This window comes from Rufibacter sediminis, assembly GCF_014269285.1.
Classification (GTDB): domain Bacteria; phylum Bacteroidota; class Bacteroidia; order Cytophagales; family Hymenobacteraceae; genus Nibribacter; species Nibribacter sediminis.
In genome coordinates, this window is record NZ_JACOAF010000021.1 from 137,530 (window position 1) to 150,567 (window position 13,038).

15 protein-coding genes are annotated in these 13,038 nt (G+C 50.2%); 8 read left to right on the forward strand and 7 right to left on the reverse strand.

Features of this window, described 5'->3' with window-relative positions:
- Positions 1–45: 45 nt before the first annotated feature.
- Complete coding sequence (locus H7U12_RS08855) at positions 46–852, reverse strand: M48 family metallopeptidase (protein WP_186636156.1); 807 nt, start codon at positions 850–852, stop codon at positions 46–48.
- 263 nt (positions 853–1,115) lie between these two features.
- On the opposite strand from H7U12_RS08855, the gene H7U12_RS08860 reads away from it, so the two are divergent.
- The gene (locus tag H7U12_RS08860; protein WP_241749257.1) at positions 1,116–1,292 is read left to right on the forward strand and encodes a hypothetical protein; all 177 of its coding nucleotides are present in this window, start codon (positions 1,116–1,118) and stop codon (positions 1,290–1,292) included.
- Between the two features lie 82 nt (positions 1,293–1,374).
- Here the strand turns inward: H7U12_RS08860 and H7U12_RS08865 are convergent, their stop codons facing one another.
- Positions 1,375–2,172: a murein L,D-transpeptidase catalytic domain family protein gene (locus H7U12_RS08865; protein WP_186636163.1), complete on the reverse strand. Its 798-nt coding sequence runs from the start codon at positions 2,170–2,172 to the stop codon at positions 1,375–1,377.
- Between the two features lie 291 nt (positions 2,173–2,463).
- Between H7U12_RS08865 and H7U12_RS08870 the strand changes: the two genes are divergently transcribed.
- On the forward strand, positions 2,464–2,715 hold the full coding sequence (locus H7U12_RS08870; protein ID WP_186636167.1) for a hypothetical protein: 252 nt from the start codon (positions 2,464–2,466) through the stop codon (positions 2,713–2,715).
- Positions 2,716–2,787: 72 nt separating this feature from the next.
- Here H7U12_RS08870 and H7U12_RS08875 read toward each other — a convergent pair whose 3' ends face one another.
- Both H7U12_RS08875 and H7U12_RS08880 read right to left on the reverse strand, forming a co-directional pair.
- A complete protein-coding gene (locus tag H7U12_RS08875) occupies positions 2,788–3,504 on the reverse strand; it encodes a hypothetical protein (protein WP_186636169.1) in 717 nt (238 codons plus the stop codon).
- A gap of 417 nt (positions 3,505–3,921) precedes the next feature.
- On the reverse strand, positions 3,922–4,386 hold the full coding sequence (locus H7U12_RS08880) for a DUF4199 domain-containing protein (RefSeq protein ID WP_186636172.1): 465 nt from the start codon (positions 4,384–4,386) through the stop codon (positions 3,922–3,924).
- 313 nt (positions 4,387–4,699) lie between these two features.
- Between H7U12_RS08880 and H7U12_RS08885 the strand changes: the two genes are divergently transcribed.
- Complete coding sequence (locus tag H7U12_RS08885; protein WP_186636175.1) at positions 4,700–6,328, forward strand: ABC-F family ATP-binding cassette domain-containing protein; 1,629 nt, start codon at positions 4,700–4,702, stop codon at positions 6,326–6,328.
- Between the two features lie 97 nt (positions 6,329–6,425).
- Here H7U12_RS08885 and H7U12_RS08890 read toward each other — a convergent pair whose 3' ends face one another.
- Positions 6,426–6,575 (reverse strand): lmo0937 family membrane protein, encoded by a 150-nt coding sequence (locus tag H7U12_RS08890; protein WP_186636178.1) that lies wholly within the window; start codon positions 6,573–6,575, stop codon positions 6,426–6,428.
- 58 nt (positions 6,576–6,633) lie between these two features.
- On the reverse strand, positions 6,634–6,786 hold the full coding sequence (locus tag H7U12_RS08895) for a lmo0937 family membrane protein (protein ID WP_123127185.1): 153 nt from the start codon (positions 6,784–6,786) through the stop codon (positions 6,634–6,636).
- A gap of 256 nt (positions 6,787–7,042) precedes the next feature.
- On the opposite strand from H7U12_RS08895, the gene H7U12_RS08900 reads away from it, so the two are divergent.
- Positions 7,043–7,933: a 3-hydroxyacyl-CoA dehydrogenase family protein gene (locus tag H7U12_RS08900; RefSeq protein WP_186636182.1), complete on the forward strand. Its 891-nt coding sequence runs from the start codon at positions 7,043–7,045 to the stop codon at positions 7,931–7,933.
- A gap of 149 nt (positions 7,934–8,082) precedes the next feature.
- On the opposite strand, the gene H7U12_RS08905 is transcribed toward H7U12_RS08900, so the two are convergent.
- Positions 8,083–8,901 carry a 2,3,4,5-tetrahydropyridine-2,6-dicarboxylate N-succinyltransferase gene (locus H7U12_RS08905; protein ID WP_186636185.1) on the reverse strand — a complete coding sequence of 273 codons (819 nt, stop codon included), beginning with the start codon at positions 8,899–8,901 and terminating at the stop codon, positions 8,083–8,085.
- 47 nt (positions 8,902–8,948) lie between these two features.
- On the opposite strand from H7U12_RS08905, the gene H7U12_RS08910 reads away from it, so the two are divergent.
- The 4 genes from H7U12_RS08910 to H7U12_RS08925 all read left to right on the forward strand — a co-directional run bounded on the left by H7U12_RS08910 (position 8,949) and on the right by H7U12_RS08925 (position 12,794).
- The gene (locus tag H7U12_RS08910; protein ID WP_186636188.1) at positions 8,949–10,091 is read left to right on the forward strand and encodes a glycosyltransferase family protein; all 1,143 of its coding nucleotides are present in this window, start codon (positions 8,949–8,951) and stop codon (positions 10,089–10,091) included.
- A gap of 65 nt (positions 10,092–10,156) precedes the next feature.
- Positions 10,157–11,167, forward strand: coding sequence for a 3-oxoacyl-ACP synthase III family protein (locus tag H7U12_RS08915; protein WP_186636191.1), 1,011 nt, complete (start codon positions 10,157–10,159; stop codon positions 11,165–11,167).
- A 6-nt stretch (positions 11,168–11,173) separates the two neighbouring features.
- On the forward strand, positions 11,174–11,833 hold the full coding sequence (locus tag H7U12_RS08920; protein ID WP_186636195.1) for a metal-dependent transcriptional regulator: 660 nt from the start codon (positions 11,174–11,176) through the stop codon (positions 11,831–11,833).
- A gap of 22 nt (positions 11,834–11,855) precedes the next feature.
- Entirely contained in the window at positions 11,856–12,794 is a 939-nt protein-coding gene (locus H7U12_RS08925; protein ID WP_186636211.1) for a metal ABC transporter solute-binding protein, Zn/Mn family, read from the forward strand.
- The last annotated feature ends 244 nt before the right edge of the window (positions 12,795–13,038 follow it).

The following is a 13,038-nucleotide window of genomic DNA, read 5'->3' on the forward strand; positions in this document are numbered from 1 at the left end:
GATTTGGGGCTGTTTTTCTGAAATCAAGCTGAAAACGAGGAGACTTTACTGGGTCAACCCGTCAGGGATGCCGTTGGGGAAGTTCTCGGCGATGGCCTGCTCTATTCTGGCTACCCGGTTCTCTGGATTGGGGTGCGTCTGGAAGAATTCAGGTCCTCTGCTACCGCCGCCCTGCGACAGCACCTCCATCACCCCGATCATGGATCTGGGATCATAGCCTGCCTGCGCAGTGAACGCCACCGACAAGTGATCTGATTCCAGTTCATCGTCCCGTCCATATTTGAGGTTCATGAGTTTCCCGATCATGGCGGCCGCCGCCGCGGCACTGGCACTGGATGGGTTCTGCGGATCAAACGTGGCCACGGCGGCGGCTCCGGTCAGCCCCTGGGTTAAGCGGCTCTTGGCGATCTGCTCCGCGGAATGCCGCGCCACCACGTGCCCGATTTCATGCCCCAACACGCCAGCCACCTGTCCTTCAGTCTGCAACTTGGAGAGAAGCCCCGCCGTGATGAAGATCTGACCGCCCGGCAGCGCGAAGGCGTTGATCGTGCTTTCATCGGCGAGCAAGTGGAAGTCAAACTGATAGGGAGTTTCGCGGGCTTTGGTGTTTTGGACAATTCGTTGCCCAATCTCCTTTACCTTGGCGGCGGCTTGCTGGTCTTGGTGCAGCCCGCCATATTGCTGTGCCATTTCCGGGGCAGCCTGTAAGCCTAGGGCAATTTCCTGGTCAGCGCTCATGTTCACGTGTTGGGTCTCGCCGGTCACGGGATTGTACTCCTGGTTACACCAATAGGTCACCAGGGAAAATGCCGCAATCAGCAGCCCGATCACAAATCGTAAGGAACCTCTCATATTTGCAGTTTTCTTAGTCTGGCACGATTTAAGCCTCTTTTGGTAAAATGTGGCTTAAAACAGAGTATGTGTGGAATAACGGCAATACGCCTACTTAGTTGCGCGAACTACGGTCCTCTGCCAACAGAGATTTTACGCCATATAGCTAACTTACTATATCATTTTTGATTGTACATACGTAAGAATGCCTGTAGCGCTCAGGAAGCGTTTTCATTCAACTAGAACAAACAGAAATGAACTTAAAAAGAACATTCGGCGCTATCTTGACAATCCTAGGGATTGTGGGCGTCATTTGGGGGGCTTATGCCTTTTTAGCGGGCGGCGATTCAGTGGGCAATGTGTCCATGAACCAATTCTCTTCGCTGGTTCCCTTCGTGGTAGGATTGATCTTTTTCTTCACCGGAATCAGCCTCATCAAGGGCACCAAGGATACCGCCTGATTTTTAGAAAATACGCATAAAACAGAAGAAGCCGGCTTTCTCAAGCCGGCTTCTTCTGTTTTATAAGGAATACTATTGAGGTCTATTTGCTCAGCAATTTGGCCTGCTTGGCCAGAATCTCGGTTTCGAAACGTTTGATGGCGGAGTCGGCATCCAGGTAAGCGGAAGTGTAGTTGGAAGAAGGGCCGTCAATGTACAGGCAAGTTCCTCCTTTGATCAGCTGTACCACTTCTGTGGTGATTTCTTTAGGTAAAGCGGGGCAGCCGTGGCTACGTCCCAAGCGGCCGTGTTGCTTCACGAAAGCTTCGCTTACATAATCAGCGCCGTGTACCACTACCGCCCGTTGTTTGGCGTTGGAATTGAAACCGCGGTCCAGGCCATTCAACTTCAGGGACAAACCGTGCTTACCGATGTAGGTATTCTCCGTTACGTAGAAGCCCAGGCTGCTCATGTGCGAGTTCTCTACGTTGGAGAATTTAACCGCTTTTTCGTTACCGGAACCCATTCCGTGCGCCACCAGGCTGTGGTACAGCACTTTCTTTTTGTTCAGATCCACAATCCAAAGTCTTTTCTCAGAGCTAGGCTTGTTGAAATCCACCACGGTAAGAAGATCTTTGGTGCGGCTTAACTTGTTTTTCTCTTTCAGGTTGTAGAAACCGGTGGCGGCTCTTTTGAAAACATCGAAGTCCATGCCGGCTTTCTTAAGGTCCGCCTCATCGTAGAGGTTGTCCAAAAAGTCTTCAAAGGCTTCTTTGCCAGAAACGGCAACTGCTTCAGTGGCTACTACAATGGTCTCTCCATTGGAGGAAACAGCACTGTTGGCCGGTGACACGAAAGAGAATATCGTTAGGAGAGAAAAGGCTGAGATTAGTTTGTTCATCCGTTATTTATTTGCGAGTGACATCTTTATAACCCAATTACTATCTACTTTTGTTCCAAATTTGGCAAAATAAGCCGGAAACAGGTAATAAAAAAAGAGCCAATACAGAAGCTTACAGCACAATTCCAATACGTTATGAAGGTACAAAGTTTTTTAAAAAAACACACAATTTCCGCTTTCCTCAGCTGTTTTTTATGTCTGAATTTTCTTTCCTGCTCCTCCCCTAACACAGACCTGAACCTGGACTCCCCAACCTGGAAAGGTGATTTGCACGGCTGCAAAGGAGATCGGTTGAAATTGAAGGACCAAGCCGAGGACATCCGGCTGAAACTGGTGGGTTTACACGAGAGAGACATCCGGAAGATTCTGGGCAAGCCAGACGCGCAGGAGTTGCTGAGCAGCAGTCAGGAAATCTACATCTATTATCTCTCCGGCAGTCCTAAATGCACCCAGGTGGCGGCTGACTCAAGCGTAACCGAGGCCCTCACCGTGCGCATGGACGCGCTGGGCAATGTGCGCGAAGCAACCATGCTGCGCGATTAATCTAAAAACCACTTATAAAAAGAAAGCCATTCTCCTCTAAGGGAGAACGGCTTTCTAGGCAAGCGTCAACTTTTAGTTTTTCACTTTCTTTTTGGTGGTCTCTGTTTTGATCTTCATTTTGTCAGACTCCACTTTGGATTTACCTTCGGGAGTGATGATTTTGGTTTCAGATGGAGAAGACTTGTATTTAACAGATTCGGTTTTCAGTTTTTCAGTATTGCCTTTTACCTTCATTTCGCCGCTGGCCGACTCAGCTTTCATTTTATCGCCTTCCAGCTTCACTTTGTCAGAGCCGCTTTCCATTTTCACTTTGTCGTCCTTCACTTTGACCTCGGTGTTTACGGCACCGGTTTCAGTGGAGTTGGTAGTGGTGGTTCCTTCAGAAACGTTGGTGCTGGTGGCGTTCATTTCTGTAGTGGTTGCAGCCTGAGCTACCGGACGGCCATCCATTTCAAGGTAAGAGGTAAATTGCTTTGGCGTAAGAATCTGAGCGAACTCCTGGTCAAGCTGCTCGTTTACTTCCTTGATTTTTGCTTCACGCATTTGCGCGTCAGAGGCATACATTTTTTCAATCTCGCTGAACTTGTCAAAACGCGCTTGGTTTAACGCTTTCAGTTTGATGTACTGGCCTTCATTCAGTTCTAATTCATTATACATCTGGCGGCTCATTTCCTGCGCACTCATGGAGAGTACAGTGCGGGAAGCAGCAGCAGTTCCTGTTAAATTAGTTTGAGCCTGAGCAGTATAAACGGCTCCAATAAACAATGCGGATAAGATTAACTTTTTCATGGTGTTGTTGACGCTTTAGGTAGAATTAGATCAAATTTCTTTGTGTTTTTATATATGTCCTTTAACGCGGCGCAAATAGCTTAAGTTATAGGAAATTTAACATTTTGTTATTGCACTTAACTCATAAAATCAAATTGCACTGACCCCAAGTTCAATTTCATTATGCTTATTACTATATAGCATAAAACTTATATTAAAACCACCTATCGGCTCAATTTGCTTCATTTAACGGTATCACCCTCTACTTAGATCAGTTTTGAATGGTGTTTTACCTGCTTCCAACCCCCTGAATCAGCTTACTTCTATTTGCTCTCAATTCTTCAAAAAGGTAAAGTTTCAGCACCGCAACCTCCTCTGAACATAAAAAAGCCTGACTATTTCTAGACAGGCTTTCATGAGGGGAAGCAAGAAATGCTTTTACGAAGTGAGCTTATGGTCTGGTCTCTTGAAGAACTGCATGGCGATATAGCCCACAAAGGCTCCTATCACTACTCCCAGCAGAAGCCAGGTGACGGCCATCAGCCAGATGGTCTGTTCATTTCCGTAGCTTTCGTTGGCCGCGTAAGGATAGGATAATGCGAGGTTGAATACCTTGTCCGTCAGCACCTGGAAAATGGTGAAGAGAACGGAGGATACCAGGCCGACAAAGAAACCTACCCCTATTCCCTCTAAGTACCCTATTTTACCGGTTCTGCCAATCTTATGCCGGCGGATGGCGAGGCACACCCCTACCACCAGAATGATGCCGGTGACAAAGTGCAGTGACACGTTTTCAATGAGGCCCAGGAGCCGTAATAAGATGATATAGATGATGGCGGCAACGCCGGTCAATATCCCGAAATAGGTACCCGTTTTCTGTACCGTTGTCCGATTCTGTTCCATTGTAGTTCTATTTTGTTTTAGTTCATGTTAAAAGAAAACAGACACACTTCTTCTGCTTTCAAAAAAGTAGATATGGTATATTATATACTTAAATAGGGGAATAGGTGTTGTGCTAAAGGCATATTTTTTAACTTATCCGGTAGAAGAGTAACCCCAGAAAGGCAATCTTGTTTTGGCTGAACTGAAATAACGCTTTGATTGTCTGTAGATAAGGGCGAGCGGCCAAAAAGGCGGTTTTAGGCCGTGGGTAAGGAGCTTTTCAGTTCTTTTGGTAACTTCGCCCCAGAAACTCTATTATATAGCACAGAGCAGCATGATCAGTACTAGCAACGTTAGTCTTGGCTACGGCAAACGTACCCTTTTTGAAGATGTCACTATTAAGTTTACTCCCGGCAACTGCTACGGCCTCATTGGCGCGAACGGAGCCGGCAAGTCTACTTTCCTGAAAATATTATCCGGGGAGATTGACCCCAACACCGGCACGGTAGACATCCCGTCTAAGATGCGCCTGGCGGTTCTGAAACAGAACCACTATGAGTACGATGAATTTCCGGTGCTCCAGACCGTGATCATGGGCCACAAACGTCTGTGGGACATCATGAACGAGAAAGACGCCATCTATGCAAAAGAGGATTTCAACGAGGACGACGGAATGCGCGCCTCTGAGCTGGAAGCCGAGTTTGCCGACATGGAAGGCTGGAACGCCGAGTACGAAGCCGGGGAACTGCTAAGCGGTCTGGGCATTCAGCCGGACATGCATTACACGCTCATGAAAGACCTGGGCGGTAATGAGAAAATCAGGGTCTTACTGGCGCAGGCCTTGTTCGGGAACCCAGACATCCTATTGCTGGATGAGCCTACCAACCACCTGGATGCCGAGTCCATCATGTGGCTGGAGAACTTCCTGGACAACTTCCAGAACACCGTGATTGTGGTATCCCACGACCGCCACTTTCTGGATGCCGTGTGTACGCACGTGGCCGACATTGACTACGGCAAAATTCAGCTGTACGCCGGTAACTACTCGTTTTGGTACGAGTCCAGCCAATTGGCCACCAAACAGCGCACCGATGCCAACCGCAAAACCGAGGACAAGCGCAAGGAGCTCCAGGCGTTTATCGCCCGTTTTAGCGCAAACGCCTCTAAATCAAAGCAGGCTACTTCCCGCGCAAAATTACTGGAGAAACTGACCCTGGAGGACATCAGACCATCCAGCCGGAAGTACCCTTACATCCAGTTCAAGCAGGAGCGCGAAGCCGGTAACCAATTGTTGCAGGTAGACAACCTGACCAAGAACGGCGAGGATGGAATCCTCTTCAAGGATGTTACTTTCACGGTAGACAAGAAAGACAAAATCGCGCTCATCAGCCGCAATGACCTGGCCGCTACCACCTTCTTCAAGATCATCATGGGAGAAGCCACGCCAGACAAAGGCGAGTACAAATGGGGCACCACCATCAGCACCGCTTACTTCCCTAAAGATAACAACGAGTTCTTCGATACAGATTTAACTTTGGTGGACTGGCTGCGTCAGTTCTCCGTGGAGAAAGACGAAAGCTTTATCCGGGGTTTCCTGGGCCGCATGTTGTTCTCCGGTGAGGAATCTCTTAAGAAAGCCCGCGTTTTGTCTGGAGGCGAGAAAGTACGTTGCATGCTGTCTCGCATGATGTTGCAGAGCGGCAACATGCTGGTGCTGGATGAGCCTACCAACCACTTGGACCTGGAATCCATTACCGCGCTCAACAACGGCTTGAAAGACTTCCAGGGCTCCCTCCTGTTCAGCTCCCATGACTTACAGTTCGTGGACACCGTGGCCAACCGCATCATCGAGATCACCCCTAGCGGCATCATTGACAAGCGCATGACCTATGATGAATACCTCACCAACGATGACATCAAAGCGTTGCGTGCCCAGATGTACGGTGTGAACTCACTGGTCTAAGGAAAGTCTGTTTTAGGCCTGATTTCCGGAAAACACCTGTAAAACAGAAAGGGCGATCCAAATGGATCGCCCTTTCTGTTTTCGTAGAGCCTTGGCTCTACCCGCGTATCAATCTTAGCAAAACGGCTACAATGGCAATCACCAGCAATACGTGGATGATTCCGCCAACCTGATCGCCAAATCCTAAGAACCCGATGAGCCAGATAATGACAAGCACCACCGCAATGATATACAGTAAATTTCCCATTGTCAAAGGTTACGTTAAGATCAAAATTGAGACAGTGCTTTGCTTAGCGGAGCAAGCGTTATGCCCGGCGTATCAAACGCAGCAACACCGCGATGACTGCAATCACTAACAGAACGTGGATGATGCCACCTACTTGGTCTCCGAATCCTAAGAACCCGATCAGCCAGATAATTACCAGTACTACTGCGATAATATACAATAGATTTCCCATAGTTTTAGTTGTGTTTGGTTTTGGTTAGTTGTTTTGAAATGGATCATTCAACCCATTTCTGTATCGATTTTTCTGCTTGTACGCAAGAATATTTTAAAAGATTTATATAGACTTTTAAAAACATATAATTACTTGGTTGTTTGTTCGTTTAAATTCTCTTGGAACCACTTCTCCCGTTCTCTTGCCGGGCTCCGGAAATATCCTAGTTTTGTGATTTCATCTTGCTAACTAACGCTCATTCTCTAATACATAAACTATGAACATAGCCGTAATAGGTTCTGGCACCATGGGCAACGGCATCGCCCACGTGTTTGCCCAGAACTCGTTTTCTGTTTCCCTGATTGACATTTCCCAGGAGTCGCTCACCAAAGCCATGGGCACCATCGGCAAGAACCTGGACCGCATGGTGACCAAAGGCACCGTCACCGAAGAGCAGAAAAGCCAAACCCTGGCGCGCATCACCACCTTCACCCAACTGGAGGAAGGCGTGAAAGACGCCGACTTAGTCATTGAGGCGGCCACTGAAAACGTGGACATCAAACTGGAGCTGTTCCGGCAACTGGAGAGCTTCACCAAACCCAGCTGCATCTTGGCCAGCAACACCTCCTCTATCTCCATCACCAAAATCGCCTCCGTTACCCAGCGCCCCGATAAAGTCATTGGCATGCACTTCATGAACCCGGTGCCGGTCATGAAACTGGTGGAGGTGATCAGAGGCTATTCTACTAGTGATGAAGTCACCAATCAGATCCTGGAGCTTTCTAGGCAGCTGGGTAAGATTCCGGCCGAAGCAAATGATTACCCTGGTTTTGTGGCCAACCGCATTCTCATGCCCATGATCAACGAAGCCATCTATTCGCTGTATGAAGGTGTAGCCGGAGTAGAGGAGATTGACACGATCATGAAACTAGGCATGGCTCACCCCATGGGACCCCTGCAACTCGCCGATTTCATTGGTTTGGATGTGTGTCTGTCCATCCTGCGGGTGCTGCATGACGGGTTCGGGAACCCGAAATACGCGCCTTGCCCTTTGCTGGTGAACATGGTACAGGCCGGCCACAAAGGCGTGAAAAGCGGACAGGGCTTCTACAGCTACTCCCACGGAACTAAAGACCTGGTGGTAGCCGACACTTTCCGGAAGCGCTAAGAACTTCAGAACTTTAAAGGATGGTCGTTTCAGGGCCGTTTTCTGGAAAACAGGCGCAAAACACCATAAGATGTAATAGCCCAAAAACAGCAGAGGCCGGCATATTGACGGCCTCTGCTGTTTTTGGGCTATTTTGAAGAAAACAGTCCTTAAACGGCTACCGCGTTTTCGCGCAGGGCATCGTTCAAAGAAGTTTTCAGATCTGTGCTTTCTTTGCGTTGCCCGATGATGAGCGCGCAAGGCACCTGGAAAGAACCCGCCGGGAATTCCTTCGTGTACGAACCCGGGATCACCACTGAACGAGGCGGCACGTATCCTTTGTATTCCTTCGGCTCAGAGCCGGTCACGTCAATGATCTTGGAAGAACCCGTGATGCACACGTTGGCACCAATCACCGCTTCTTTGCCAATGTGGCAACCTTCCACCAGAATGCTGCGCGAGCCGATGAACGCCCCGTCTTCAATGATAACCGGAGCGGCCTGCACCGGCTCCAGCACGCCACCTAAACCAACGCCGCCGCTCAGGTGCACGTGCTTGCCCACCTGCGCGCAGGAACCCACCGTAGCCCAGGTGTCCACCATGGTTCCCTCGTCTACGTACGCCCCAATGTTGGTATAAGAAGGCATCAGGATAACTCCTTTGGAAATATAGGCCCCGTAGCGCGCCAACGCGTGCGGCACAACGCGAACGCCCAACTCGGCGAAGCCGCTTTTCAACGGAATTTTATCATGGAACTCAAAAGGACCCGCCTCAATGGTTTCCATCTGCTGAATTGGGAAATACATGAGTACCGCCTTCTTCACCCATTCGTTTACCTGCCATTTCTCCGTGCCGGTAGGCTCCGCAACCCGAAGCTCACCGCGGTCCAGGTGGTGAATCACACATCTGATGGCTTCCTGAGTGCTTTTGAAACCCAGCAAAGAGCGGTCACCCCACGCCTTTTCTATTTCTTCTTGTAAATCGTTCATTTCGTCTTTGTGAAAGAATAAGAAACCAAATTTATTAAATTGTGGCGATGATTCGAAAACGAATTCTGCTGGCCTCCTTACTAAAGCCGGTTTCTGACACCCGATTGTATGAAAAAATAGGCCAAAGCCTGGCCAAACTACCGGAAGTAGAGGTTCATCTAGCGGGTTTTAAGGCTCATTTCTCAAAATCGGCTGCAAAACAGGCGATCACCTTCCATCCCATTTTTTCCTTCCGGCGCCTCTCCTTCGGCAGAATTGCCGCGCAGCTGACGTTCTGGAAACTGCTCCGGCAGGTGCGCCCGCAGCTCTTGCTGGTGGCAACGCATGAATTACTGCCGCTGAGTTGGCTCTACAGCAAGCTGTATTCCTGCCCGCTGGTGTATGACGTTCAGGAAAACTATTACCTGAACTTAACTACCCAGTCAGTGTATCCAGGTGTGCTCGGGAAAGTCCTAGGGTTTCTGGTCCGGGCGCTGGAGAAAGCAGCAGCCAGCTCCGTAAGTCATTTCCTGCTGGCCGAAACTTCCTACGCGCAAGAGTTGCCGTTCCTGGGCCAGCGCTATACCGTGCTCCAAAACAAATACTTGCCGCCAGCCGCTTCGTTCTCTTCAGAACGGTCCTTCCCTATTTCTCTGGAAGCCTTCCGTCCGCTCAGGCTCCTGTATTCCGGCACCATCTCGCGGCTGTATGGGGTGCTGGAAGCCATTGAATTTACCAGACAACTGCGAACGTGGCGCCCCGAGGCAGAACTGACCATCATCGGCTACTGCGCCGAGGAGGCATTTCTCCGGGAATTGAAGTCCTTGGTGAAAGACCTGCCTTATGTACAACTGATAGGCGGAGAAACGTTGGTGCCGCATGAAGAAATCCTGGTTCAGGAAAGGCTACACCACGTCGGGCTTCTGCCTTATCGGCCGCATCCCAGCACGTTTTCCTGTGTTCCCACCAAACTGTTTGAGTACCTCGGGAACGGGTTAGTGGTCATCACCGAAGCCAATCCGTTATGGGCTGATATTCTAGACAAAACCCAAGCCGGTTTTACCATCCGATTTTCTGAGAGATTATCCTTAAAGGACGTAGAGGTTCTCCTGAAGAACACGTACTACCCAGAAGGTATTCCGGCAGCGGTTTTCTGGCAGGAAGAAGAGCAGAAAGTGCAGACCATCATCCGAGATCTGCTGAAGCTTTAGCACGCGGGAAAATTAATTTAGACAAACCTAAACATTTATTTACAGATACGTATATTTGACGAACTATGACAAAAGAACTAAGAAACTCCCGTATAGCTGGCCTCGGCCACTATGTCCCAGAGAAGGTAGTGAAGAACGCAGACCTGGAGAAACTCATGGATACTTCCGACGCCTGGATTGTGGAACGCACCGGTATTCATGAGCGCCGTTATTTTGAACCTGGCAAAGACACCACCGCTAACATGGCGGCCAAAGCGGCCCGCAAAGCCCTGGAGAAAGCCGGCTTGGAAGCCCAAGATTTGGATATGATCGTGTTCGCCACCCTGAGCCCCGATTATTTCTTCCCCGGTTCCGGGGTATTGCTGCAGCGTGAGCTGGGTATCTCAGATATTCCGTGCTATGATGTTAGAAACCAGTGCTCCGGCTTTATCTATGCCCTTTCTCTGGCAGATCAGTTCATTAAAACCGGCATGTACAACAACGTACTGGTAGTAGGTTCTGAGATTCACTCTTCGGGGCTGGACTTCTCAGACAAAGGCCGGTCCGTTTCCGTGATTTTCGGCGACGGAGCCGGAGCCGCCGTTTTGACTCCTTCTGATAGCCTGGACCGGGGCATTCTGTCCACCCACTTACACGCCCAAGGCGAATTTGCGGAGGAACTGATGACCAAAGGCCCTTCCAGCAACGATGCGGAGCGCCTCACCTACCAGACCATTGATAGCGGTGATATCTTCCCTATCATGAACGGCAGCACCGTCTTCAAACACGCCGTGACCCGCTTCCCCGAAGTCATCAACGAAGCCCTGACCCAGAACGGCGTCACCGCCGAGGATCTGGACTTAGTGGTACCCCACCAGGCCAACCTGCGCATCACGCAGTTCATCCAGCAGAAGATGAAACTACCCGACAGCAAGATTTTCAGCAACATCCAGAAATACGGCAATACCACGGCGGCCTCTGTGCCCATCGCGTTTTCGGAGGCGTTTGAAGAAGGACGCGTGAAAGAAGGCGACCTGATCTGCCTGGCGGCCTTTGGAAGTGGTTTCACCTGGGCCTCGGCCTTGATTCGCTGGTAGAACAACATGCAAAGTACCGCCGAAGAAAACTACATCAAGGCCATTTATAAATTATCCGGAGGCGGAGAGAGCGCGGTGAGCACCACCGCGCTTTCTGAATCCCTGGAAACAAAGCCCGCCTCGGTGAGTGACATGCTGCGGAAGCTGAGCGCCAAGGACCTGGTGCATTACGTGAAATACCACGGTGTGCAACTCACCGACGAGGGGCACCGTGTCGCCCTGAAGATCATCCGGAAACACCGCCTTTGGGAAGTCTTTCTGGTGCAGAAACTGCACTTCACCTGGGACGAGGTTCACGAGGTGGCCGAGCAGATGGAGCACGTGAAATCTGAATTGCTGATCAAGCGCCTGGACGAGTTCCTGGGCCACCCGCGCATTGACCCGCACGGCGACCCCATCCCCACCGAAGCGGGCGAACTGCGCGAGGTGGAACAACGGACCCTGGCCTCTTTGGAAGTGGATCAGCAAGGAGTGGTTTGCCGGGTGAAAGACTCGCAGCCCTCGTTCCTGCAATACCTCAACCGCGTGGGAATTCAGATCGGCACGCAGCTGCAAGTCATGGATAAGATTCCGTATGATAATTCGCTTGAAATCAGCATAGAAAAAACAAAGTCCGTCATATTGTCTTCAGATGTACTTGAGAAGATATTCGTCATCAATCCCTGAGGTGCGTTTCAGCCCTGCTTTTATGAAAACGAGCCTTAAACGTCTTTCCGTGATCTTTGCCCTGTTGTTGGGGATCATGGCTTGTAATCCGAAAAACACGCCGGGAGCCAAAGCCCACCAGGAAGGCAAACTTTACATCGTGACCACCACCGGAATTCTACGAGATGCGGTGGCAAATGTGGTAGGTGACCGGGCAGTGGTAACGGCGTTGATGGGGCCGGGCGTAGATCCGCACTTGTACAAAGCCGCCCTGGGAGATCTCCAGACCTTGCGCGAAGCCGACTTCATCATCTACAACGGCTTGCATTTGGAAGGAAAAATGGGCGAAGTATTGGAAAAGTTGGCCCGGCAGAAAGTGGTGTGGGCGGCCGCCGAAGGACTTCCGGAAAAGGAGCTCCGCCGATTGCCCGAGTTCCAGGACAGCCATGACCCGCACGTCTGGTTCAATGTGCAGCTCTGGAGCCAGGTGGTAGAACACATCTCTGTGAAGCTGCAGCAGCAAGACAAACCGAACGCCTCCTACTACCAGGCCAATGCCCGGGCGTACCAGGCGCAGCTAGACAGTTTGCACCGCTGGACCACCGAACAGATTGCTTCCATTCCGGCCCAGCAGCGCATCCTGATCACCGCCCATGACGCCTTCGGCTACTTTGGCGATGCCTACCACATTCAGGTGCAGGGGCTGCAGGGTATTTCCACGGTCTCTGAATTTGGCCTACAAGACGTTTCCTCGCTGGTGAACTTCATTGTGGACCGGAAAGTCAAAGCGGTCTTCGTAGAGACCTCAGTTTCGCAGAAAGCCATTGAAGCCGTGCTGGAAGGCTGTCGGCAGAAAGGCCACGAAATCAAATTAGGCGGAACCCTTTACTCAGATGCTCTGGGCGAAGCCGATGGTCCGGCCGGAACCTACGCGGGCATGGTGAAAGTGAATGTAGGAAAGATCGTGCAAGCCTTGAAGTAAGCACCAAAGAAGGAGGAAACCACTAGGCGTTTTGGCTTCGTTTTTTCAAAAACAAGCAGAAAACGTCTGGATTGAAGTAGTACTGGAAGTTAGTAGTAATGTAATACATGAAACTGTTTTCACCTGTTGCCGAGGCGCGGTTGAGAACCTGTTGGTTGTGTGTCTCACGATTAGATCAGCTGAAACAGAAACATCCATAAGTTTCAAGAAAACAAGAAACTATCTTCTTTCACCCAAACCGTAA

Bases quoted from the DNA above. Each gene is read 5' to 3' on its own strand.
- H7U12_RS08890 (WP_186636178.1), bottom strand. From the start codon at position 6,575: ATGGGAAATTTACTGTATATCATTGCGGTGGTGCTTGTCATTATCTGG.
- H7U12_RS08910 (WP_186636188.1), top strand. From the start codon at position 8,949: ATGATTCGAAAACGAATTCTGCTGGCCTCCTTACTAAAGCCGGTTTCT.
- H7U12_RS08915 (WP_186636191.1), top strand. From the start codon at position 10,157: ATGACAAAAGAACTAAGAAACTCCCGTATAGCTGGCCTCGGCCACTAT.
- H7U12_RS08900 (WP_186636182.1), top strand. From the start codon at position 7,043: ATGAACATAGCCGTAATAGGTTCTGGCACCATGGGCAACGGCATCGCC.
- H7U12_RS08865 (WP_186636163.1), bottom strand. From the start codon at position 2,172: ATGAACAAACTAATCTCAGCCTTTTCTCTCCTAACGATATTCTCTTTC.
- H7U12_RS08905 (WP_186636185.1), bottom strand. From the start codon at position 8,901: ATGAACGATTTACAAGAAGAAATAGAAAAGGCGTGGGGTGACCGCTCT.
- H7U12_RS08885 (WP_186636175.1), top strand. From the start codon at position 4,700: ATGATCAGTACTAGCAACGTTAGTCTTGGCTACGGCAAACGTACCCTT.
- H7U12_RS08855 (WP_186636156.1), bottom strand. From the start codon at position 852: ATGAGAGGTTCCTTACGATTTGTGATCGGGCTGCTGATTGCGGCATTT.
- H7U12_RS08895 (WP_123127185.1), bottom strand. From the start codon at position 6,786: ATGGGAAATCTATTGTATATTATCGCAGTAGTACTGGTAATTATCTGG.
- H7U12_RS08875 (WP_186636169.1), bottom strand. From the start codon at position 3,504: ATGAAAAAGTTAATCTTATCCGCATTGTTTATTGGAGCCGTTTATACT.
- H7U12_RS08925 (WP_186636211.1), top strand. From the start codon at position 11,856: ATGAAAACGAGCCTTAAACGTCTTTCCGTGATCTTTGCCCTGTTGTTG.
- H7U12_RS08880 (WP_186636172.1), bottom strand. From the start codon at position 4,386: ATGGAACAGAATCGGACAACGGTACAGAAAACGGGTACCTATTTCGGG.
- H7U12_RS08920 (WP_186636195.1), top strand. From the start codon at position 11,174: ATGCAAAGTACCGCCGAAGAAAACTACATCAAGGCCATTTATAAATTA.